The organism is Salinicola sp. CPA57, assembly GCF_003206035.1.
GTDB lineage: Bacteria > Pseudomonadota > Gammaproteobacteria > Pseudomonadales > Halomonadaceae > Salinicola > Salinicola socius.
Window position 1 is genome coordinate 27,062 of sequence record NZ_PZJR01000012.1, and the last position, 19,498, is coordinate 46,559.

The window sequence follows — 19,498 nt, forward strand, 5'->3', positions numbered from 1 at the left end:
TTTCAGGGCACTGCAAAGGCATCGTGATGGATCGGGATCGGATTGGCGAGTGCCAATCGATGCGTCTCGCCGAATCGGCGTGACGATAGTATGACGTCAGGACAGGCGTTTGCGTTCACTCGATGAGGGAATGCCCATCGCTTCCCGGTATTTGGCCACGGTGCGCCGGGCGACGCAGATATCGGACTGGGCGAGCAGTTCCACCAGTTTGCTGTCGGATAGTGGTTTCCTGGGGGGCTCTTCGCCGATGAACTTCTTGATCCGGGCGCGGATCGCGGTACTCGAATGGCTGTCGCCGTCACCGCGCTGGCCGCCAACCTGGCTCGAGAAGAAATACTTGAGCTCGAATACGCCGCGCGGGGTGTGGATATACTTTTGCGTCGTGACACGGGAGATCGTCGACTCGTGCATGTCGACGCTGCCGGCGATGTCGGCCAGAATCAGCGGTCTCATCGCTTCTTCTCCGCGATCGAGAAAGTCGATCTGGCGCGCCATGATCTCCCTGCCGACACGCAGCAGCGTATCGTTGCGGCTGGACAGGCTCTTGAGCAACCAGCGGGCCTCCTGCAGATGCTGGCGCAGGAAGGTGTTGTCGTCGCTCTTGTCGGCCCGTTTGATCAGCGCAGCGTAGTCGGGCTGGATACGCAGCCGGGGCAAGGCCTCGGCGTTGAGCTCGATGCGCCAGCCTGCCGGAGAGGGCGTGGCGACGAGATCGGGAATCACGTAATCGTCGCGACGGATATCGAAGCCCTGACCGGGCCGAGGGTCCAGCGTGCGAATCAGTTTGATGACACGGTCGAGCTCGTCGTCCTCGAGTCGCAGGCGTCGTTTGAGCAGCCGTCGATCATCGCCGGCCAGCGCTTCGAGGAATTGTCGCACCAGGCGTTTGGCTTGCGGTAGCAGCGGGGTATCGCCATCCAGCGTGCCCAGCTGTAGCAGCAGACATTCACGCAGATCGCGGGCACCGACACCGGTGGGGTCGAACTGCTGCAGTCGCATCAGCATGTGTTCGAGATCGGCCGTGCTGATGCTGTCGCTGCGCTGGGCGCGGAGACTGATCGTCAGCTCGTCGAGCGAACCGATGAAGTAGCCGTCGTCATTGATCGCGTCGATCAGGCACTCACCCAGCTCCCGCTCGCGGTCATCGAAATCGCCCATCGCCAGTTGCCACAGCAGATGGTCGTGGAGCCCGACGGCGGCGGCGTTGCGATCGAAATCTGGTGCGTCTTCGCTGCCGCTACCGTTGCCCAGCGCGCCGGCGGTAGCGTCCTGGTAGGTGTCGCTCCAGTCGCTGTCGAGCGTCAATTCGTCGGGGATATCGGTGGCCCACTCGTCCTCCTGGGTCTCCGAACTCTCGAGTTCCTCATACGGCTCCTCCAGCTCCAGCATCGGATTGGACTCGAGCGCTTGCTGAATCTCCTGGCAGAGATCGAGCGTCGACAGCTGAAGCAGTTGAATCGCCTGCTGAAGCTGAGGCGTCATGGTCAACTGGGTGCCGACTCTAAGTTGCAGCGAGGGCTTCATGGACATGGAGAAGGGGCGTCACGATCAACGAGAGAAACGTTACGTTACTGGTTGATTTAACGACATGCAACGTTTTATGCAATATACATGCCACCCGTGGCGGGGTGAGTGACTCCAGCCACCGGTGGCATGCCGTACGAGAGCAAGGATGGCGGACTATAAGCGGAATTCGTGACCCAGATAGACGTCGCGAACGCGCTGGTTGTCGAGGATCGCTTCCGGGCGGCCCTCGGCGATGATCTGGCCGTCGCCGACGATATAGGCGTTGTCGCAGATGTCCAGCGTCTCCCGCACGTTGTGATCGGTGATCAGAACGCCGATTTCGCGGTCACGGAGTTGGCGAATGATGCTCTTGATATCGCCGACCGAGATCGGGTCGACACCCGCGAAGGGTTCATCGAGCAGCACGAAGGCCGGCTCCGTGGCCAGCGCGCGCGCGATCTCGACGCGTCGACGCTCGCCACCGGATAGGCTCATCCCGAGATTGTCACGAATATGCTCGATGTGAAAGTCGCCGAGAAGCCGCTCGAGCTGGGCGCGTCGTCCGGCACGATCCAGGTCCTTGCGGGTCTCGAGGATCGCCATGATGTTGTCGGCGACGCTCAGTTTGCGGAAGATCGAGGCTTCCTGCGGCAGATAACCGATCCCGGCCTGAGCGCGGTCGTGCATCGGGGCGCGGCTGAGGTCCCGCTCGTCGATATGGACGCTGCCGGCATCGGCCTTGACCAGGCCGACGATCATGTAGAACGACGTTGTCTTGCCCGCGCCATTGGGGCCGAGGAGCCCAACGATGCTGCCCTGGCGAAGAGTCAGGCTGAAATCATGGACGACGCGACGTCCCTTGTAGCTCTTGGCCAGATTGGTGGCCGTTAGCGTTTTCATGGATACGATCCTTGTGGCAGCGCGACGCAACGTGATCCGGGGCCGGTAGTCATCACCGGTGTCGGTCCCGAATCGGCGCTCAATTCATGGCTGGAACGGTGACTTGGCCGATGGCTCGAGAAGATTGCGCGAACGATTGACTGTCAGGGCGGCTATTGAGACGACGGAGAGGCGTCACGTGGCGTCAACGTCATGCGGACGCGACCGTCACTGTTGCCATCGCTATCCTGGCTGGCCCGGGCCTGGATGCGGCGCGAATCGAGATAGTATTCGACGTAGGCGCCGTCGAACGTGTCCCCGGCCTGGTGCAGCTCGGCATTGCCGATCAGCTCCACGCGACGCTCCGCGGCATGATAGACGACGGTGTCGCCCCAACCCTTGACCAGATCCTCGTCGGGCGCCGGCTTCTGCTCGAGGTAGGCGCGTTCTCCGCCACCGCCCTTGGCGGTGACCTGGCTGACCTGGCCGTTGGCGCCCCGCTGGATGTCGACGCGTGCGGCCTTCAGGTTCATGCTGCCTTGCCGCATGTCGACGTCGCCGGTATAGACAGCGGTGCCCTGACGGTCGTCGATCTCGAGCTGATCGGCGGCGATCTCGATCGCCGCACTGGCATCGCTTTCCAGAGCGACGGCCGGAAGGCTGGAGAAGCCCAGTGCGGTCAGCACCAGAATTTGCCCGAGTTCTCGCCTCATGATCCTTGATCCTTGGGTTGCTGTGACTGAGGTTGCTGTGGCAGGTGACCCTGCACGTTGTCGGTCAGACGCATACGGTCTTCGTTGATCCAGGCGTCGAAGCGATCGCCGCGCATGCTCTGGCTATGCTGACGTAACACGGAGGTGGTGTCACTCCAGGCATGGGCTTCACGATTATCGTAATGCAGCGTCCGGGTTTCCAGGCTCCAGGCCTGCTCCGGCTGTACGAGGCGCGCATTGCCTTGCAGCGTCAACTGCTCGCCGCTTCGACTCATCCGCCCGGTGTCGCTGGTGACCTGCCATTGGCGCTGCTGGTCGTCGGTCAGATAGCCGTGGGGCTTTTCGGTGCGAATGATGTCGTCGGATGGCGTATGCACCAGTCGCGGAGTTTCCAGACGTTGATAGGCGCGACCCTGCTGGTCGAAGCGGGTCATGCTGGCGTCTTCGAGGTAGTAGTCCGGCTCGCCGGTCGTGTTGCCGATCGTGGGCTGTTGCTGGTCTTCCCCGCGTTGATCCAGATAGGTCAGGCCACCGCCCAGCGTCAGCAGCAACGCCAGCAGACCGAGGCGCCGCCACCAGGGAGACTGAAATCTGGCTGTCTTGGCCACGGTTGCTCCTTGTCTTGGTAAAAAACTTGATCGAAGAGCTCCGGTTGGAACCTTCTGATCGAAATAACGAATGGATTTCCGGGACGAAACGGCTGACTCCGACTCGGTCGGGCCATTCTCCTCTCGATTTTCCGAACGACGATGCGGTCCGTCGCGTCGATCGCGCCAGGCCACCGCGCTGTCGGATTGTCAGATGACGCCACTTCTCAGCAGGTCGTGCATGTGTAGCGCGCCAACGGGAATGCCGTTCTCGACCACCGCCAGCGCGGTGATGCGGTTATCCTCCATGATCCGGACTGCTTCAGCGGCCAGCATGTCCGGTGCCGCCGTCTTGCCGCCGCGCGTCATGACGTCATCGACGCGAAGCAGGGTGAAATCGCCACGCTGGTCGAGCGTGCGCCGCAGGTCTCCGTCGGTATAGACCCCGGCCAGCATTCCGCGTTCATCGACCACGCAGGTGAATCCCATGCCCTTGAGCGTCATCTCGAGCAGTGCCTCTCGCAACGGGCTTCCGGTGGCCACGCTGGGGAGCCGGCTGCCGTCGTGCATGAGGTCGGCAACACGCAACAGCAAGCGTTTGCCGAGCGTGCCGCCCGGATGGGACAGCGCGAAGTCCTCGGCGCTGAAGCCGCGCGCCTCGAGCAGAGCCAGCGCCAAGGCGTCGCTCATGGCGAGGGCGGCGGTGGTGGAAGAGGTTGGCGCCAGATCGTGAGGGCAGGCTTCCCGGGAAACGCCGACATCGATATGCACGTCGCTATAACGTGCCAGCGTCGACCCCGGCCGGCCGGTCAGGCTGACCAGTGGGGCGCCGAGACGCTTGAACAGCGGGAGCAGGCCTGTGATCTCCTGGGTTTCCCCGGAGTTCGACAGGGCGATCACCACATCGTCGCCGGTGATCATGCCGAGATCGCCGTGGCTGGCCTCGCCGGGATGTACATAGAACGCCGGCGAGCCGGTGCTGGCCAGGGTCGCGGCCATCTTGCGGGCGATGTGGCCCGACTTGCCCATGCCCGTCACGATGAGGCGCCCTCGGCAAGCGAGCAGTAGCCGACAGGCGGCATCGAAACACGCGTCGAGTTTGGTGACGAGTTCGCCGATAGCCTGCTGTTCCAGCGTCAGCGTACGCCTGGCGCTGGCACGAAAGTCCAGCGTGGCGAGTTCGCTCAGGGTCTCGGCGGTGGCGGTGGCGGTTCGGGGATCGGTCATGGCATGAACGTCAGTCGTGAAATTGAGGGCGCCAGGCGATCTCGGGTTGGCGCAATACGTGAGAGTATACCTTTGATCGTTTCCCGATTCGTCCCTTGTGCGGCAGCGAGCGTAGTCGTCCGGTGGCGACTGCTGGTCGCTACCGCCAAGGTTAGGATACAATGTTCGATAATTGATCTCACAAGGTTGGTGGATGCTGCATGGATGACCCGATTATGGTCGAGGTCAAGGATCTGCACTTTTCCCGCGGCAATACCGATATTTTTCGCGGTGTCGACCTGCAGATTCCGCTCGGCAAGATTACTGCCATCATGGGGCCTAGCGGGACCGGCAAGACGACGCTGCTGAAGTTGATCGGTGGTCAGCTGATACCGGACCGTGGCCAGGTGCTGATCGATGGTCAGGACGTACACCAGCTGTCGCGGCGCTCGCTTTTCAAGCTGCGTCGTCGCATGGGCATGCTGTTCCAGAGTGGCGCCCTGTTCTCGGACCTGGACGTGTTCGAGAACGTCGCGTTCCCGCTCCGCGTGCATACCGAATTGCCGAACGCCATGGTGCGCGACATCGTGCTGATGAAGCTTCAGGCGGTCGGGTTGCGCGGTGCGCGACATCTGATGCCATCGGAGCTCTCAGGCGGCATGGCCCGACGCGTGGCGCTTGCGCGCGCGGTGGCGCTGGATCCGGAACTGGTGCTCTACGATGAGCCCTTCGTCGGCCAGGACCCGATTTCGATGGGCGTGCTGGTGCAGTTGATCAAGAAGGTCAATCAGGCGCTCGGGCTGACCGCGGTGATGGTGTCCCACGACATCAAGGAGACATTGTCGATCGCAGACTATGTCTACATCATCGCCGACGGCCAGGTCATGGCCCACGGCACGCCGCGTACGCTCGACGTGAACGACGATGCGCACGTCAGGCAGTTCGTGCATGGCGAGCCCGACGGGCCGGTGCCATTTCACTATCCCGCGCCGGACTTCTACGATGACATTCTGGCGCCGGCGGGGCAGTTTTCATGATGCGACATATCGCGACGCTAGGGCGCGCAACGCTCGATATCGTGAGCTCGATCGGCAGGGCGGGGCTGTTCCTGTTTCAGTCGATCTTCTGCCTGCCGTCCCGCGAGGGGTTCCATCTGTGGATTCGCCAGATGCATTTCGTCGGGGTGATGTCGGGGGCGATCGTACTGGTGTCGGGGCTATTCATCGGCATGGTGCTGGCGTTGCAGGGCTTCACCATTCTGGTGAGTTTTGGTGCCGACGAGGCGTTGGGACAGATGGTGGCGTTGTCGCTGGTTCGCGAGCTCGCCCCGGTGGTCGCCGCATTGCTGTTCGCCGGGCGCGCAGGCTCGGCGCTGACCGCCGAAATCGGTCTGATGAAAGCGACCGAACAGCTCACCAGCATGGAAATGATCGGCGTCGACCCGTTGCGGCGCATCGTCGCCCCCCGGCTGTGGGCGGGCTTCGTCTCGTTGCCCATCCTGACGGTGATGTTCGGCGTGGTCGGTATCTGGGGCGGGTACCTGGTGGGCGTCGACTGGCTTGGCGTCTACCAGGGTTCCTACTGGAGCAATATGCAGGACAGCGTCGACTTCGTCGGCGATGTGCTCAATGGCATGATCAAGAGCCTGGTGTTCGGTCTGGTCGTGACCTGGATCGCGGTGTTTCAGGGCTATGATCTGATTCCCACCTCGGAAGGTATTTCGCGCGCGACCACCCGGACGGTGGTATACGCCTCGCTGGCGGTATTGGGCCTCGATTTCGTGCTCACCGCGTTGATGTTTGGAGACCTCGGATGAAGCGCAACAACTGGTTGGAACTGGGCGTCGGCATGTTCATGCTGGCAGGTATTCTGGGGCTGGTGTTCCTGGGTCTGCGCGTCAGTGGCCTGGGCGTGGGTGTGCCCAACGATACTTTCACGTTGACTGCCAACTTCGCCAATATCGGCGGGCTGCGACCCCAGGCCAAGGTAACCATGTCCGGCGTGCGCATCGGCAAGGTGACCGATATCGAGCTCGATCCGAAGTGGTTCGACGCCAAGGTCACCATGCAACTGGACTCGGCATACGACGGCAAGCTTTCCAACGACAGCACGGCGGCGATACTCACCGCCGGGCTGCTGGGCGAGCAGTACATCGGGCTGACCGTGGGCGGTGCGCCGGATATGCTGCATGACGGTGACGTCATCCACGACACCCAGCAGGCGCTGGTGCTGGAGGAACTCATCCAGCAGTTCGTGTCGAATATGGCCAAGTGAGCCCGGCCGGCTCAGCTCAAGGCAAGTTGATCACAGACAAGGAGTCGATGATGAAAATGACTTTCGCGCGGCATGCCCGCACTGCCAAACGTGATACCGGAATGCGGGGCGCCTGGATGGCGGCCCTGGCGCTCGTCGCGATGTGTCTGGCGAGCGTGGCTCCTGTGGCCCAGGCGCAGCAGTCTCCGACCCAGGTCATCCAGCAGAGCGTGGATTCGCTGATGTCCGAGCTGGAAGGCAAGAAGGGCTACTACGCCCAGCACGAGGGCGAGCTTGCCAAGCTGGTGGATACCAACATGGCGGAAGTTGCCGACTTCCGCTACATCGGTGCCAGCGTGATGGGCCGTTACTTCCGTGGTGCCACGCCGGAGCAGCGCTCCAAGTTCGTCAATGTGTTCCGCAAGACCCTGATCGATACCTATGCCAGAGGCCTGGTGACGTTCGACTATCAGACGCTTCGCGTGAAGGAGAACGAAAACGCGGGACGCTATGACGATCAGGCGTCGGTGCCCATGGAGGTCGTCTCCACCAATGGGAAAACCTACCCGGTCGATTTTACGCTGCGTCAGAGTGACGGGCAGTGGAAGGTCATCAACGTCATCGTCAACGGTATCAACCTGGGGCTGACGTTCCGCAATCAGTTCGATCAGTCGATGCGCGACAACAATCGTGACATCGATGCCGTGATCGACAACTGGGCGCCGGAAGTCGGCACCGATGAACTCGAGAAGGGCAGCGACGCGTGACGCTACTGCTCGAACGCGATGATGCCACGCTGGAAATCGTCGATGGTCATGTGCTGACGATTCGCGGCGAGGCAGACTTCGACAGTGCCGGCCCGCTTGCCCAGGCGGGTCGACACTGGCTGGCGGAGCAGCCGCCGCAGACCGAGGTTTCCTTCGATCTGACCGGCATTCAGGTTGCCAGCAGTGCAGTGCTGAGCGTGTTGCTGGTGTGGGTGCGCAGCGTGCAGCACCACTCGCTGAGCCTGCAGCGTGTATCGCTGTCGCTGGCGCTGAAGCGGCTGATGGATATCACCGAACTGGCGCCGCTGCTGCCGGCCGTCGAGACGACCTGCGTCGAATCTGAGTCGGCCACGGCGTCGAGCGAGCGCTAGTTCCCCGTCGTCGGCCTCGTCCGATCGACAGCTTGCGACGTTTTTGCATGCCGCCAAGATCGCCAAGACGGGGCGCTTTCCGCTACCATGTGGCGCTTTCCCTGCGCATTCAGCGCAGTCGTCACAAGGGAGCCTGATTCCATGCAACCCAGCGATGTCAAAAGCCGTCTCGAAAGCCAGCTCGACGGCTGTGAATTCCATATTCAGGGTGAAGGCTGCAACTTCCAGGTGATCGCCGTGGGAGAGGTCTTCGGCGGCATGAGCCCGGTCAAGCGCCAGCAGCTGATTTACGGCGCGCTGTCGGATGAAATCGCCTCGGGCGCACTGCACGCCATCACCATCAAGACTTATACCCCCTCACAGTGGGAAACGGCGCCGGAGAATGTCAGCGCCTGATCCTCGTCCTGCGCCTTTCAGGCCGGTCATCTTTCTCGATTCTATAGCGAACCTTCATGGACAAGCTGATCATCACCGGTAACGGGCCGCTCGACGGCGAGGTCTGGGCCAGCGGCGCGAAGAATTCCGCCCTGCCGATCCTGGCGGCGACGCTGCTCGCCGACGAGCCCGTCACCATCGGCAATCTGCCACATCTTCAGGACATCACCACGACGCTGGAACTGCTCGGCCGGATGGGCATCGAGCCTGTCATGGGCGAGAAAATGAGCATCCAGATCGACGGCTCGCAGGTGCGTGACTGTCATGCGCCCTACGAACTGGTCAAGAAGATGCGGGCCTCGATTCTGGTGCTCGGCCCGCTGCTGGCGCACTTCGGTACCGCCGACGTGTCGCTGCCGGGCGGTTGCGCCATCGGCTCCCGGCCGGTCGATCTGCATATCCGCGGACTCGAGGCGATGGGTGCCGAAATCACCGTCGAGGGCGGCTACATTCGCGCCCGCGTCGATGGTCGACTCAAGGGCGCCACGATCTTTTTCGACACCGTCACCGTCACCGGTACCGAGAATCTGCTGATGGCCGCCACGCTGGCCGACGGTACGACGGTACTGGAAAATGCCGCCCGCGAGCCGGAAGTGGTCGACCTGGCCGAATGCCTGATCGCCATGGGCGCCGATATCCGCGGACAGGGCACCGATACCATCACCATCGAGGGTGTCGAGCGTCTTCACGGTTGCCACTATGACGTGATGCCGGATCGTATCGAAACCGGCACCTTTCTCGTCGCCGCCGCCGCGACCGGTGGGCGGGTCCGGGTGCGCAAGACGCGTGCCGACATTCTCGAGGCGGTGCTGGCCAAGCTCGAGGAAGCCGGGGGGACCATTACTACCGGTGAGGATTGGATCGAGCTCGACATGGGCGGGCGTCGGCCCAAGGCCGTCAACCTGCGTACGGCTCCGTATCCGGCGTTTCCCACCGACATGCAGGCGCAGTTCGTGGCGTTGAATGCGGTCGCCGAGGGCACCGGTACGGTCGTCGAGACCATCTTCGAAAACCGTTTCATGCATGTGCAGGAGCTCAATCGCATGGGTGCCCACATTGCGCTCGAGGGCAACACGGCAGTGGTGACCGGCGTCGAGAAGCTGTCGGGTGCGCCGGTGATGGCGACGGATCTGCGAGCGTCGGCGAGCCTGGTCATTGCCGCGATGCTGGCGCAGGGGGAGACGATGGTCGACAGGATCTATCACATCGACCGCGGTTACGAGTGCATCGAAGAGAAATTGCAGCTACTGGGTGCGCGCATTCGTCGCGTGCCGGGTTAAGTGACGGCTGATGACATGAGCAATCAACTGATCCTGGCCCTGTCAAAGGGCCGTATCCTCGAAGAGACCCTGCCGTTACTGGCGGATGCCGGTATCACGCCGGCAGACGATTTCGGCAGGAGTCGCAAGCTGCTGTTCGATACCAACCTGCCCGATGTCAAACTGGTCGTCATTCGCGCGGTGGACGTGCCGACCTACGTCCAGCTGGGTGCAGCCGATCTGGGCGTTGCGGGCAAGGACGTCCTGCTGGAGCATGGCGCCGAAGGGCTCTATGAACCGCTCGATCTCGGCATCTCTCGCTGTCGTCTGATGACGGCCGGTATCGTGGGCGCACAGCCAGCGCATGCCAAGCGACGAGTCGCGACGAAGTTCGTCAACGTGGCACGCCGTTACTATGCAGAGCAGGGCATCCAGGCCGAGGTGATCAAGCTGTACGGGGCGATGGAGCTGGCGCCGTTGATGAACCTGGCAGATGAGATCGTCGATATCGTGGATACCGGCAATACCCTGCGGGCCAATGGCATGGAGCCTCGCGAATTGATCGAGAACATCAGTACCCGCCTGGTGGTCAACAAGGCATCGATGACGATGAAGCACGAGCGGCTGAGGCCGCTGATCGAACGCCTGCGCCAGGCCGTGACGGCGCGTCTTCCGGCCTGAGTGATGCCGACATCGAGGCGTGTGGAGTGCACGCCTCCGGTTTCGATCAGGTGCTGGAGTAGCGTTCATGACGGAAAGGCGTTTCTATTGCCTGCCGATGGCCGGGGTCGGTCGAACCTGGAGAATGCTTGAATGAGTCAAATGACTACCATTGCCCGCCTCGCCACGCGGGACACTGATTTCGACACCCGTCTCGCGTCACTGCTGGCCTGGGAAGGGGTTTCCGATCACGAGATCGGTTCCCGGGTGGCGGAGATCATTGCCGCCGTTCGTCAGCGCGGCGATGACGCCGTGATCGAGTACACCAATCGCTTCGATCGTCTCTCCGCGACCGCCATGTCGGAGTTGACGATCGGGGCCGAGCGGCTCGAAGCGGCGTTCGCGAACGTGCCGACGGAACAGCGCGAGGCGCTGCAGCACGCTGCCGAGCGCATCCGGCTCTATCACGAGCGCCAGAAGCCGGAGTCCTGGCAGTACAGCGAACCCGACGGGACCGTGCTGGGGCAGAAGGTGACGGCGCTCGACCGGGTCGGTATCTACGTGCCCGGTGGCAAGGCTGCTTATCCGTCTTCCGTATTGATGAACGCAGTGCCGGCCCACGTGGCCGGTGTCCGCGAGATCGTGATGGTGGTGCCGACCCCGGATGGCATCGTCAATGAGCTGGTGCTGGCCGCGGCGCACCTTGCCGGTGTCGATCGGGTGTTCGCGCTGGGCGGCGCTCAGGCCGTGGCCGCGTTGGCCTACGGAACCCAGAGCGTGCCCCGGGTCGACAAGATCGTCGGTCCGGGCAATATCTATGTCGCCACGGCCAAGCGAGCGGTGTTCGGGCAGGTCGGTATCGACATGATTGCGGGGCCCTCCGAGATCCTGGTCGTTTCCGACGGCGGCACCGATCCTGACTGGCTGGCGATGGATCTGTTTTCCCAGGCCGAGCACGATGAAGACGCCCAGGCCATTCTCGTCAGTTGGGACGCGGAACATCTGGCGGCGGTTGAGGCATCCATCGAGCGGCTGCTGCCGACTCTGGAGCGCGAGGCGATCGTTCGCGAATCGCTGGCGCGGCGCGGCGCGCTGATCCTCTGTGAAGGGCCCGAGCAGGCGGTCGAGCTGATCAACCGCATCGCCCCGGAGCACCTGGAGCTTTCCGTGGAAGCACCGCAGGCGATGGCGGAGGGCGTACGTCACGCCGGCGCCATTTTCATGGGGCGCTATACCGCCGAGGTGCTGGGCGACTACTGTGCCGGTCCCAATCACGTGCTGCCGACCTCGGGCACTGCGCGTTTCTCGTCGCCGCTGGGCGTCTACGATTTCCAGAAGCGCTCTTCGCTGATCCAGTGCTCGCCGGAAGGCGCCGACACGCTGGGGCGGACCGCCTCGGTGCTGGCGCGAGGGGAGTCGCTGACCGCCCATGCCCGCTCGGCCGAGAACCGCCTGAAACGTTGATCATCCAGCACGAAGCGAGATCGCCGCCGCCTCTTTGGGGCGGCGATTTCGTTTATGGCTGGTGGTCGCCGCTACGGATCGGTGCCGGCGCTGGTGGCACCATCATCGCCATCGCCATCGCCATCGCCATCGCCATCGCCATCGCCATCGCCATCGCCATCGCCATCGGCCTCTGCGTCAGGCGCTGGTGCGCCCGGATCGTCGGCTCCCGGCGCGGTTCCCGCTTCCGGTGCGGGGTCCGTTTGTTGGGGCGAGCTATCGGCGGCTTCGGCTGGCTGCGGGCGCTCGCCGACATTCAGCGTCACCTCGCGTTTTTCGCCGCCTCGCACGATCGTCAGCGGCAGCTGGGTACCGGGCGGTATCTCGGCGATGTCGACCTGGGTTTCCCGCGGATCGAGGATCGGTTTGCCGTCGATCGCCAGCAGGATGTCGCCGGGGCGCAGCCCTGCTTCGTCACCGGGCCCGTCGGGGACGACGTTGGCGACAATCACCCCGCTCAGTGTCTTGAGACCGAACGACGATGCCAGATCCGGGGTCATCTGCTGCGCGTCGATGCCCAGCCAGCCACGGATGACCCGTCCCTGTGTCACGATGTCTTCCAGGATGTCGCGCGCCAGGTTGGCGGGAATCGCGAACCCGATGCCTTGGGAGCCGCCGGAGCGGGAGAAGATCGCGGTGTTGATGCCGATCAGCGAGCCGTTGGCATCCACCAGGGCGCCGCCCGAGTTGCCCGGATTGATGGCAGCATCGGTCTGGATGAAATCTTCATACCGGCTCAAGCCGAGATGGTCTCGCCCGGTGGCGCTGATGATGCCCATGGTCACGGTCTGGCCGACGCCGAACGGATTGCCGATCGCCAGCGTGACGTCGCCGATGGCGATATCTTCCGAGTCGCTTAACTTGATGACCGGCAGATTGTCCATATCGATCTTGAGCACTGCCAGATCACTGTCGGGGTCGGTGCCGATCACCCGAGCGATGGCTTCGCGGCCATCCCGCAGCGCGACCTGAATCTGATCGGCGTCGCTGATGACGTGGTTGTTGGTCAGGATATAACCCTCTTCGCTGACCACCACCCCGGATCCGAGGCTCGACAGCATGCGCTGGCGCTGTGGCATGTTCTTGCCGTAGAACTGCCGAAAGAAGGGGTCCGACATCAAGGGGTGCTGGCTGGTGTCGACGACGCGAGAAGAGTAGACGTTGACTACCGCAGGGGCGGCACGATTGACCGCTTGGGAGTAGCTGACCGGCCCTTCGTGACGATTCAGCGCCGGCGCGTCGATCACCTCGGGTGCGGTCTCTCTGCCGGATGGCTCGCGACCCAGCAGTGACGGGAACGTGTAGAGCAACACGACCGCGAGCAGAATGCCGCAGAGGGCGGGCCACAGGTAGGCGGCTAGGTGGCGACGCATGGGCTGGGTCCTTAGACTGGAATTCGGACGATTTCGCGACATTCGATGACGCTACATATTCAGGGGTCGCATGCCCATTCCGATCGTCCGATGAGGAGGTGACGTGATGGCGATACGTGGCCTAAGTGTAACATTCAGCAATGCTTTTGGCTGGGAGCCAACATGATTTCGCGGCAGACGCTACAAGAGGCGATCGATACGGAGCTGCGTGTCGATGCGTTCAAGGATTACACGATCAATGGACTGCAGGTCGAGGGGCGGGAATCGATCGGTCGGGTCATGACCGGGGTCACGGCTTGCCAGGCATTGCTCGACGAAGCGGTGGCCTGGCAAGCCGATGCGGTGCTGGTGCACCACGGCTATTTCTGGAAGAACGAGCCGGTCAGCGTGACGGGGATGAAGCGGCGCCGGTTTGCCACCCTGTTGCACCACGATCTCAATCTGCTCGCCTATCACTTGCCGCTGGACGCGCACATCTCGCTGGGCAACAACGCCTTGCTGGGCCGGCGCCTGGGGTTCAGTGCGGAGCGCTGTCTCGACGGTGAGCTCGGGCAGGGCTTGCTGTGGATGGGGCAGCCGGATACCTCGCTCGATAGCCAGGCGCTGGCTGCACGCGTCGAACGGGCGCTGGGTCGCGTGCCGACGTTGATCGAGGGACATGCCGGCGTCGTCCATAGCGTCGCCTGGTGTACCGGTGGCGCTCAGGACATGTTGCCGATGGCGGCCGAGGCGGGCGCCGATGCGTTCATCTCCGGCGAGATTTCCGAGCGCACCACGCACATGGCACGCGAGATGGGCATCACCTATCTGGCGGCGGGACATCACGCCACCGAGCGTGACGGTATTGAGGCCTTGGGCGAATGGCTGAAAGCGCGTTTTGGCATCGAGCATCGCTTCGTGGATATCGACAACCCGGCATGAGGCGTTTCCCGCAGACCCGTCGTTAGCCCGGTTCGGCCGGGGACGGGTCGTGAGGAACTGAACGGCGAGACAGTCGTTGTCAGTAGCGGGGGGGTTGCAGCGTGCCGTCCTGTTGTTCGGCCGTCTTGCGTTGGCGAATGCCGTAATCCTCGGCCAGCGTGCCGCCCGTACCATCGGCGTAGTCACGCGGGACCTGTGGCGCGTCGACCTCTTCGCTCTCGTCCTGGTTGCCGTGCAGTCGGCGTTTGAGCTTGAGATCGTCGACCAGCTTGTCGGCACCGTGGATGAGATGCTGCTCGAGATCATGGCTCTGGCGCTGAATGCTGGAGGCCAGATCGGCGACCTTGGCGAAATGATCGTTGAGGGCATCCTTGACCTGATTGAGCTCCAGCTCGGTCTCTGCCAGGCGCTGGCGCACTTTCTGATTGCGGGCCACATTGGCGTTCAGCAGGTGATAACAAAGGGCGCCGATACCGATGCCCGCCAGAAAGCAGGCGATTGCCAGAATCCAGTCGATATTGCTTTCGTTCACATTGCGCTCCTTGTTGTCGTGACTGGCACGACCTGTCTCTTTGCCCGGTGCACAAGATCGCTACGTAAGATCAGTGCGGGGCCATTATATCGACCCGTTCGGTTACCGGGTCAAACCTTCCTTGTCTGGTTGCCGCTGTCAAGACTTTCGTCGGAGGGTATAATGCCGCCACCTGTTTCGACATGAGGTCACGATACCGCCATGAGTTCTCCCCAGTCCGCGACGTCACATCCGCATGCCATGACGCCGATGTCACGCTACCGCGCCGATCTCGAGCGCGATGACTTCAGTCACGACGCCGCGCAGGAGAACGCCGTCAAACATCTGCAGCGCCTGTACGACGATCTTCAGCGAACGCCCGCACCCAAGCCGTCCGCCACCGTCTCCGGCGAGTCTGCGCTCTCGAAAGTTGCGGGTCTTTTCGGCAAGCGCAAGGCCGCGGAGCCCGAGGCGCCCGGCAAACCGCAGGTCATGGGGCTCTATTTCTGGGGCGGCGTGGGGCGCGGCAAGACCTACCTGGTCGACGTGTTCTACGAGTCGTTGCCGTTCGATCGCAAGATGCGCACGCATTTCAACCGTTTCATGCAACGTGTGCATCGTGAACTCGAGGCGCACAAGGGTGAGAAGAATCCGTTGACGCAGATCGCGGCCACGTTCGCCGCCGAGGCGCGGGTCATCTGCTTCGACGAGTTCTACGTCAAGGACATCACCGATGCGATGATCCTGGGCAACCTCATGGAGGCACTTTTCGCCCAGGGCGTGGTGCTGGTGGCGACTTCCAATATCGTTCCCGACGATCTCTACAAGGATGGCCTGCAGCGGACCCGGTTCCTGCCGGCGATCGATCTGCTCAAGCGCCACTGCGAGGTGGTCAACGTCGATTCCGGCGTGGATTATCGCCTGCGGGCTCTCGAGCAGGTCGAGATATTTCACTCGCCGCTCGATGCCGAGGCCGAGCAGCTGCTGGCGAAAAGCTTTCGCTCGGTGGCCGGCAACGAGGGAAAAGAGAATGCACCTTTGACGATCAACCATCGTGAGCTGAAAGCCCGTCGACTGCATGAAGGCGTCGTCTGGTTCGACTTCAAGATGCTCTGTGACGGGCCGCGCAGTCAGAACGACTACATCGAGCTGTCGCGGGAATTTCACACGGTGTTGGTGTCCAGTGTGCCAAGGATGGGCGCAGGCACCGACGATCAGGCCCGGCGCTTCATCAGCATGGTCGATGAATTCTACGACCGTGCGGTCAAGTTGCTGCTCTCCGCGGAGACCGAGGTCGAGTCGCTTTACACGGGCGGGAACCTCGGTTTCGAATTCGAGCGGACGTTGTCTCGTCTGCAGGAGATGCAGTCCCGCGATTACCTGGCGCTGGCGCACAAGCCCTGAAGTCCGGGGTGCGTTCCGCAATGCTTGAGAATGAAAGAGGGAGCGACAACAGCAGGTGGCGAGAAGCGGGGCCGGCGCGAAGATCGTCTCGACAGATCGCAAGTCGATCTTTCGCCGTCCCAAAGGCTCGTGTACAATGCGCGCTCTTCGCTCCGTTACCGACCGAACGGCAGCTGCCTCGCAGCTCGCTCCGGACGAGTAACCCAAGAAAAATAGGGATGGCCGAGAAGCGTTCGCTTCGACGCCCAAATACGTTTATTTGGTGAAACACTCATGAAGACGTTCAGTGCCAAGCCGCATACCGTGCAGCGCGATTGGTATGTCGTTGATGCATCGGGCAAGACGCTCGGTCGTCTGGCGACAGAAATCGCACGCCGCTTGCGCGGCAAACACAAGCCGGAATACACCCCGCACGTCGACACCGGCGACTATATCGTCGTGGTCAACGCCGAGAAGGTGCACGTGACCGGTAACAAGGCGCAAGCCAAGACTTATTACCGTCACACCGGTTACCCGGGTGGTCTGCGCACCATGTCGTTCGAGAAGTTGATCGACCACGCGCCGGAGCGAGTCATCGAAGGCGCCGTCAAGGGCATGCTGCCTAAAGGTCCGCTGGGTCGTGCCATGCACGCCAAGCTCAAGGTGTATGCCGGTACCGAGCATCCGCACGCCGCGCAGCAGCCGCAAGAACTGAACATCTGAGGGTAACCGTCATGGCACAACAGTATTACGGCACCGGGCGTCGCAAGACTTCTACCGCTCGCGTGTTTCTCAAGCCGGGCTCCGGCAAGATCACCGTCAACGATCGTGAACTGGGTGAGTTCTTCGGCCGCGTTACCGCACAGATGGTCGTGCGCCAGCCGCTGGAACTGACCGAAACGACTGGCCAGTTCGACGTCGTCGTCACGGTCAAGGGTGGCGGCGGCTCCTCTCAGGCCGGCGCGATTCGTCACGGTATCACCCGCGCGCTGATGGTTTACAACGAAGACCTGCGTCGTCCGCTGCGTGCAGCCGGCTACGTGACCCGCGATGCTCGTGAAGTCGAGCGTAAGAAAGTGGGTCTGCGCAAAGCTCGTCGTCGTCCGCAGTTCTCCAAGCGCTGATCTTTCGGGATCACCTCTGCGCTCAACGCCCGACTTATCAGTCGGGCGTTTTGTCGTTGGGATATGGCGGGTGAGCCATCGAGCTCTCCATGGTCATGGTGAGGCCCCGGTCGGGTTGCCCGCCGTGTTACCATTGGTCGTTGAATTAATTCGAGGAAAGTTTCATGGGTGTAGTGGCCAAGCGATCGTCGATGATCTTTTACTCAGGCAGTGAGGATCATTTCAGCCATCGCGTCAGAATCGTGTTGGCGGAAAAGGGCGTGGCCGTCGATATCCTGGACGTCTCGGCCGACGAGCACAACGCTGAGCTGGCGGATCTGAATCCCTACAACAGCGTTCCCACGCTGCTGGATCGCGACCTGGTGCTTTACGAGTCCAAGGTCATGATGGAATATCTCGATGAGCGTTTCCCGCATCCGCCGTTGTTGCCGGTCTATCCGGTGGCGCGTGCGCAGAGTCGGCTGTGGATGCATCGCATCGAGCGAGAGTGGTGCCCTTTGGTCGAGCAGATCCAGCAGGGCTCCAAGAAGGACGCCGAGAAGGCGCGCAAGGAATTGCGCGAGAGTCTGGCCGGTATCTCGCCGATCTTCGAAGACATGCCGTTCTTCATGAGTGAAGAGTTCACGCTGGTGGATTGCTGCATCGCGCCGATCCTGTGGCGGTTGCCGGCGCTGGGCGTCGAGCTGCCGGAAAAGCAGGTTGCCCCGTTGATGGACTACATGGAGCGGGTCTTCGCGCGTGACGCTTTCAAGGTGGCGCTATCCGAATCCGAACGTGAGATGCGTAGCTGAGCGGCACTTGTCGTAAGCTGCCTGAAAGGAGATGACATGCTGACTAGCCGTCCCTATCTGGCAAGAGCTCTTTATGAGTGGTTGCTGGATAACGAGCAAACGCCGTATATCGTGGTCGATGCCGGGAAGCCCGACGTCAAGGTGCCACAGCAATTCGTGCAGAATGGTCAGATCGTGCTGAATATCGCACCGGCCGCCGTGCGCGATTTGGCGATCGACAATGCGGCGGTCACCTTCGGGGCGCGTTTCAGCGGTCAGCCGATGCAGGTCGTGGTACCGATGGATGCCTTGATCGCTATCTATGCGCGTGAAAACGGCGTGGGTATGGTCTTCGGTCAGGAGCCGGTCATGCCTAACTTCTCCGGCGAAGAAGAGGCGGCGCTGGAAGACGAGGGTCGCCCGACACTGGAAAGTGTCGAGAACCGCGCGGAAAGCCGTTCTCCCGAGTCGACCGAATCTGTCGATGATGAGCGGGATGACGAGGCGCCGACTCGTCCCGAAAAAGGCAAGCCGTCGCTGCGTATCGTCAAATAGGTTTTCGCTGTCCAGCTTTACCCTTGCCCGGCGTGGCGCCAGCCGGAGCGAGGGTATCCTAAAAGCAAAAAGCCGCTGCCGANNTCGGCAGCGGCTTTTCCACTCCGGGCCCTTTTCCATTCCGGGCCTTTTTGCAGCCACGGGTCTCGAGTTCAGAGGCTCAGTTGAGGTATTCGAATACCTTGACGATGCGCTGGACACCGCCCACGCCGGAGGCGGCGGCAGTGGCTTCGCTGGCCTGCTGCTGTGTGACCAGGCCCATCAGGTAGACCGTGCCGTTCTCGGTGATCACGCGAATCAGATTGGCGTCCAGGTCCTCGTTGGCAACGATGTTGGCCTTGATGCGACCGGTAATCCAGGTGTCCGTCATGCGCTGACTGACCGGCGTGTTGGCCGAGACCATCAGTTCGTTATGCACCTGACGCACGCTGCGGACGTCGCGGGCGATCTCGGTGGCACGCTGCTTGAGATCATCGCTGGGCACCTGCCCGGTCAGCAGCACGTTGCTGTTGTAGCTATCGACGTTGACGTGGGCATCGCCGTAGCGGGCGTCCGCGGCATTCAGCGCATCGAAGATCTTGCTCTGAATATTGCTGTCTTCGACTTTGGCGCCGGGCGTGCGTTCGGCGTAGTTCTCATCCTGGTTGCCGCTGGTGGCGCATCCGCCAAGGGTCAGCAGGCCGATCAGGCATGAGGAAACGATCAGGGGCTTCTTCATAAGT

General features: G+C 62.2%; 23 protein-coding genes. 15 read left to right on the forward strand and 8 right to left on the reverse strand.

Translation table 11 applies throughout. The features are described 5' to 3' along the window. Positions 1–96 precede the first annotated feature (96 nt). The 5 genes from DOM36_RS14790 to DOM36_RS14810 all read right to left on the reverse strand — a co-directional run bounded on the left by DOM36_RS14790 (position 97) and on the right by DOM36_RS14810 (position 4,912). Positions 97–1,530 (reverse strand): RNA polymerase factor sigma-54, encoded by a 1,434-nt coding sequence (locus DOM36_RS14790; RefSeq protein ID WP_075570600.1) that lies wholly within the window; start codon positions 1,528–1,530, stop codon positions 97–99. Positions 1,531–1,680: 150 nt separating this feature from the next. Next, on the reverse strand, positions 1,681–2,406 hold the full coding sequence (lptB, locus tag DOM36_RS14795; protein ID WP_075570599.1) for an LPS export ABC transporter ATP-binding protein: 726 nt from the start codon (positions 2,404–2,406) through the stop codon (positions 1,681–1,683). Positions 2,407–2,558: 152 nt separating this feature from the next. Continuing rightward, entirely contained in the window at positions 2,559–3,098 is a 540-nt protein-coding gene (gene lptA / locus DOM36_RS14800) for a lipopolysaccharide transport periplasmic protein LptA (protein ID WP_075570598.1), read from the reverse strand. After that, positions 3,095–3,706: an LPS export ABC transporter periplasmic protein LptC gene (gene lptC / locus DOM36_RS14805; protein WP_110643575.1), complete on the reverse strand. Its 612-nt coding sequence runs from the start codon at positions 3,704–3,706 to the stop codon at positions 3,095–3,097. Before lptC ends, lptA begins: the two co-directional genes overlap by 4 nt. A gap of 189 nt (positions 3,707–3,895) precedes the next feature. Further along, positions 3,896–4,912: a KpsF/GutQ family sugar-phosphate isomerase gene (locus tag DOM36_RS14810; RefSeq protein WP_110643576.1), complete on the reverse strand. Its 1,017-nt coding sequence runs from the start codon at positions 4,910–4,912 to the stop codon at positions 3,896–3,898. 200 nt (positions 4,913–5,112) lie between these two features. On the opposite strand from DOM36_RS14810, the gene DOM36_RS14815 reads away from it, so the two are divergent. The 9 genes from DOM36_RS14815 to hisD all read left to right on the forward strand — a co-directional run bounded on the left by DOM36_RS14815 (position 5,113) and on the right by hisD (position 12,100). Then, positions 5,113–5,928, forward strand: coding sequence for an ATP-binding cassette domain-containing protein (locus DOM36_RS14815; protein WP_075570595.1), 816 nt, complete (start codon positions 5,113–5,115; stop codon positions 5,926–5,928). After that, the gene (gene mlaE / locus DOM36_RS14820) at positions 5,925–6,707 is read left to right on the forward strand and encodes a lipid asymmetry maintenance ABC transporter permease subunit MlaE (RefSeq protein ID WP_075570594.1); all 783 of its coding nucleotides are present in this window, start codon (positions 5,925–5,927) and stop codon (positions 6,705–6,707) included. Before DOM36_RS14815 ends, mlaE begins: the two co-directional genes overlap by 4 nt. Beyond that, entirely contained in the window at positions 6,704–7,165 is a 462-nt protein-coding gene (mlaD, locus tag DOM36_RS14825; RefSeq protein WP_075570593.1) for an outer membrane lipid asymmetry maintenance protein MlaD, read from the forward strand. The genes mlaE and mlaD overlap by 4 nt, the downstream gene beginning before the upstream one ends. 140 nt (positions 7,166–7,305) lie before the next feature. Next, on the forward strand, positions 7,306–7,911 hold the full coding sequence (locus tag DOM36_RS14830; protein ID WP_232823876.1) for an ABC transporter substrate-binding protein: 606 nt from the start codon (positions 7,306–7,308) through the stop codon (positions 7,909–7,911). Then, entirely contained in the window at positions 7,908–8,282 is a 375-nt protein-coding gene (locus DOM36_RS14835; protein ID WP_110643577.1) for an STAS domain-containing protein, read from the forward strand. Before DOM36_RS14830 ends, DOM36_RS14835 begins: the two co-directional genes overlap by 4 nt. A 141-nt stretch (positions 8,283–8,423) precedes the next feature. After that, positions 8,424–8,678 carry a BolA family protein gene (locus tag DOM36_RS14840; protein ID WP_110643578.1) on the forward strand — a complete coding sequence of 85 codons (255 nt, stop codon included), beginning with the start codon at positions 8,424–8,426 and terminating at the stop codon, positions 8,676–8,678. A 56-nt stretch (positions 8,679–8,734) separates the two neighbouring features. Beyond that, positions 8,735–9,997 (forward strand): UDP-N-acetylglucosamine 1-carboxyvinyltransferase, encoded by a 1,263-nt coding sequence (gene murA / locus DOM36_RS14845; protein WP_075570590.1) that lies wholly within the window; start codon positions 8,735–8,737, stop codon positions 9,995–9,997. Positions 9,998–10,012: 15 nt separating this feature from the next. Then, positions 10,013–10,657 (forward strand): ATP phosphoribosyltransferase, encoded by a 645-nt coding sequence (hisG, locus tag DOM36_RS14850; protein WP_075570589.1) that lies wholly within the window; start codon positions 10,013–10,015, stop codon positions 10,655–10,657. Between the two features lie 132 nt (positions 10,658–10,789). Next, complete coding sequence (gene hisD / locus DOM36_RS14855; RefSeq protein ID WP_075570588.1) at positions 10,790–12,100, forward strand: histidinol dehydrogenase; 1,311 nt, start codon at positions 10,790–10,792, stop codon at positions 12,098–12,100. A gap of 71 nt (positions 12,101–12,171) precedes the next feature. Here hisD and DOM36_RS14860 read toward each other — a convergent pair whose 3' ends face one another. Then, on the reverse strand, positions 12,172–13,512 hold the full coding sequence (locus DOM36_RS14860) for a Do family serine endopeptidase (RefSeq protein ID WP_198651298.1): 1,341 nt from the start codon (positions 13,510–13,512) through the stop codon (positions 12,172–12,174). 162 nt (positions 13,513–13,674) lie between these two features. Here DOM36_RS14860 and DOM36_RS14865 point away from each other — a divergent pair, with 162 nt between their 5' ends. After that, the gene (locus tag DOM36_RS14865; RefSeq protein WP_110643579.1) at positions 13,675–14,433 is read left to right on the forward strand and encodes a Nif3-like dinuclear metal center hexameric protein; all 759 of its coding nucleotides are present in this window, start codon (positions 13,675–13,677) and stop codon (positions 14,431–14,433) included. Between the two features lie 79 nt (positions 14,434–14,512). Here DOM36_RS14865 and DOM36_RS14870 read toward each other — a convergent pair whose 3' ends face one another. After that, entirely contained in the window at positions 14,513–14,965 is a 453-nt protein-coding gene (locus DOM36_RS14870; RefSeq protein WP_075570586.1) for a DUF1043 family protein, read from the reverse strand. Positions 14,966–15,166: 201 nt separating this feature from the next. On the opposite strand from DOM36_RS14870, the gene zapE reads away from it, so the two are divergent. The 5 genes from zapE to DOM36_RS14895 all read left to right on the forward strand — a co-directional run bounded on the left by zapE (position 15,167) and on the right by DOM36_RS14895 (position 18,776). Then, on the forward strand, positions 15,167–16,348 hold the full coding sequence (gene zapE / locus DOM36_RS14875; RefSeq protein ID WP_075570585.1) for a cell division protein ZapE: 1,182 nt from the start codon (positions 15,167–15,169) through the stop codon (positions 16,346–16,348). Positions 16,349–16,621: 273 nt separating this feature from the next. Next, positions 16,622–17,050, forward strand: coding sequence for a 50S ribosomal protein L13 (rplM, locus tag DOM36_RS14880; protein ID WP_075570584.1), 429 nt, complete (start codon positions 16,622–16,624; stop codon positions 17,048–17,050). 11 nt (positions 17,051–17,061) lie between these two features. After that, the gene (gene rpsI, locus DOM36_RS14885; RefSeq protein ID WP_075570583.1) at positions 17,062–17,451 is read left to right on the forward strand and encodes a 30S ribosomal protein S9; all 390 of its coding nucleotides are present in this window, start codon (positions 17,062–17,064) and stop codon (positions 17,449–17,451) included. A gap of 164 nt (positions 17,452–17,615) precedes the next feature. Next, the gene (locus DOM36_RS14890; RefSeq protein WP_075570582.1) at positions 17,616–18,242 is read left to right on the forward strand and encodes a glutathione S-transferase N-terminal domain-containing protein; all 627 of its coding nucleotides are present in this window, start codon (positions 17,616–17,618) and stop codon (positions 18,240–18,242) included. Positions 18,243–18,278: 36 nt separating this feature from the next. Next, positions 18,279–18,776 (forward strand): ClpXP protease specificity-enhancing factor, encoded by a 498-nt coding sequence (locus tag DOM36_RS14895; protein WP_075570581.1) that lies wholly within the window; start codon positions 18,279–18,281, stop codon positions 18,774–18,776. A gap of 160 nt (positions 18,777–18,936) precedes the next feature. Here the strand turns inward: DOM36_RS14895 and DOM36_RS14900 are convergent, their stop codons facing one another. After that, the gene (locus DOM36_RS14900; protein WP_110643580.1) at positions 18,937–19,494 is read right to left on the reverse strand and encodes a BON domain-containing protein; all 558 of its coding nucleotides are present in this window, start codon (positions 19,492–19,494) and stop codon (positions 18,937–18,939) included. Positions 19,495–19,498 lie beyond the last annotated feature (4 nt).

Bases quoted from the DNA above. Each gene is read 5' to 3' on its own strand.
- DOM36_RS14900 (WP_110643580.1), bottom strand. From the start codon at position 19,494: ATGAAGAAGCCCCTGATCGTTTCCTCATGCCTGATCGGCCTGCTGACC.
- lptA (WP_075570598.1), bottom strand. From the start codon at position 3,098: ATGAGGCGAGAACTCGGGCAAATTCTGGTGCTGACCGCACTGGGCTTC.
- rpsI (WP_075570583.1), top strand. From the start codon at position 17,062: ATGGCACAACAGTATTACGGCACCGGGCGTCGCAAGACTTCTACCGCT.
- mlaD (WP_075570593.1), top strand. From the start codon at position 6,704: ATGAAGCGCAACAACTGGTTGGAACTGGGCGTCGGCATGTTCATGCTG.
- DOM36_RS14890 (WP_075570582.1), top strand. From the start codon at position 17,616: ATGGGTGTAGTGGCCAAGCGATCGTCGATGATCTTTTACTCAGGCAGT.
- DOM36_RS14830 (WP_232823876.1), top strand. From the start codon at position 7,306: ATGTGTCTGGCGAGCGTGGCTCCTGTGGCCCAGGCGCAGCAGTCTCCG.
- mlaE (WP_075570594.1), top strand. From the start codon at position 5,925: ATGATGCGACATATCGCGACGCTAGGGCGCGCAACGCTCGATATCGTG.
- DOM36_RS14865 (WP_110643579.1), top strand. From the start codon at position 13,675: ATGATTTCGCGGCAGACGCTACAAGAGGCGATCGATACGGAGCTGCGT.
- hisG (WP_075570589.1), top strand. From the start codon at position 10,013: ATGAGCAATCAACTGATCCTGGCCCTGTCAAAGGGCCGTATCCTCGAA.
- lptB (WP_075570599.1), bottom strand. From the start codon at position 2,406: ATGAAAACGCTAACGGCCACCAATCTGGCCAAGAGCTACAAGGGACGT.
- rplM (WP_075570584.1), top strand. From the start codon at position 16,622: ATGAAGACGTTCAGTGCCAAGCCGCATACCGTGCAGCGCGATTGGTAT.
- zapE (WP_075570585.1), top strand. From the start codon at position 15,167: ATGAGTTCTCCCCAGTCCGCGACGTCACATCCGCATGCCATGACGCCG.
- murA (WP_075570590.1), top strand. From the start codon at position 8,735: ATGGACAAGCTGATCATCACCGGTAACGGGCCGCTCGACGGCGAGGTC.
- DOM36_RS14815 (WP_075570595.1), top strand. From the start codon at position 5,113: ATGGATGACCCGATTATGGTCGAGGTCAAGGATCTGCACTTTTCCCGC.
- DOM36_RS14840 (WP_110643578.1), top strand. From the start codon at position 8,424: ATGCAACCCAGCGATGTCAAAAGCCGTCTCGAAAGCCAGCTCGACGGC.
- DOM36_RS14810 (WP_110643576.1), bottom strand. From the start codon at position 4,912: ATGACCGATCCCCGAACCGCCACCGCCACCGCCGAGACCCTGAGCGAA.
- DOM36_RS14860 (WP_198651298.1), bottom strand. From the start codon at position 13,512: ATGCGTCGCCACCTAGCCGCCTACCTGTGGCCCGCCCTCTGCGGCATT.
- hisD (WP_075570588.1), top strand. From the start codon at position 10,790: ATGAGTCAAATGACTACCATTGCCCGCCTCGCCACGCGGGACACTGAT.
- DOM36_RS14790 (WP_075570600.1), bottom strand. From the start codon at position 1,530: ATGTCCATGAAGCCCTCGCTGCAACTTAGAGTCGGCACCCAGTTGACC.
- DOM36_RS14895 (WP_075570581.1), top strand. From the start codon at position 18,279: ATGCTGACTAGCCGTCCCTATCTGGCAAGAGCTCTTTATGAGTGGTTG.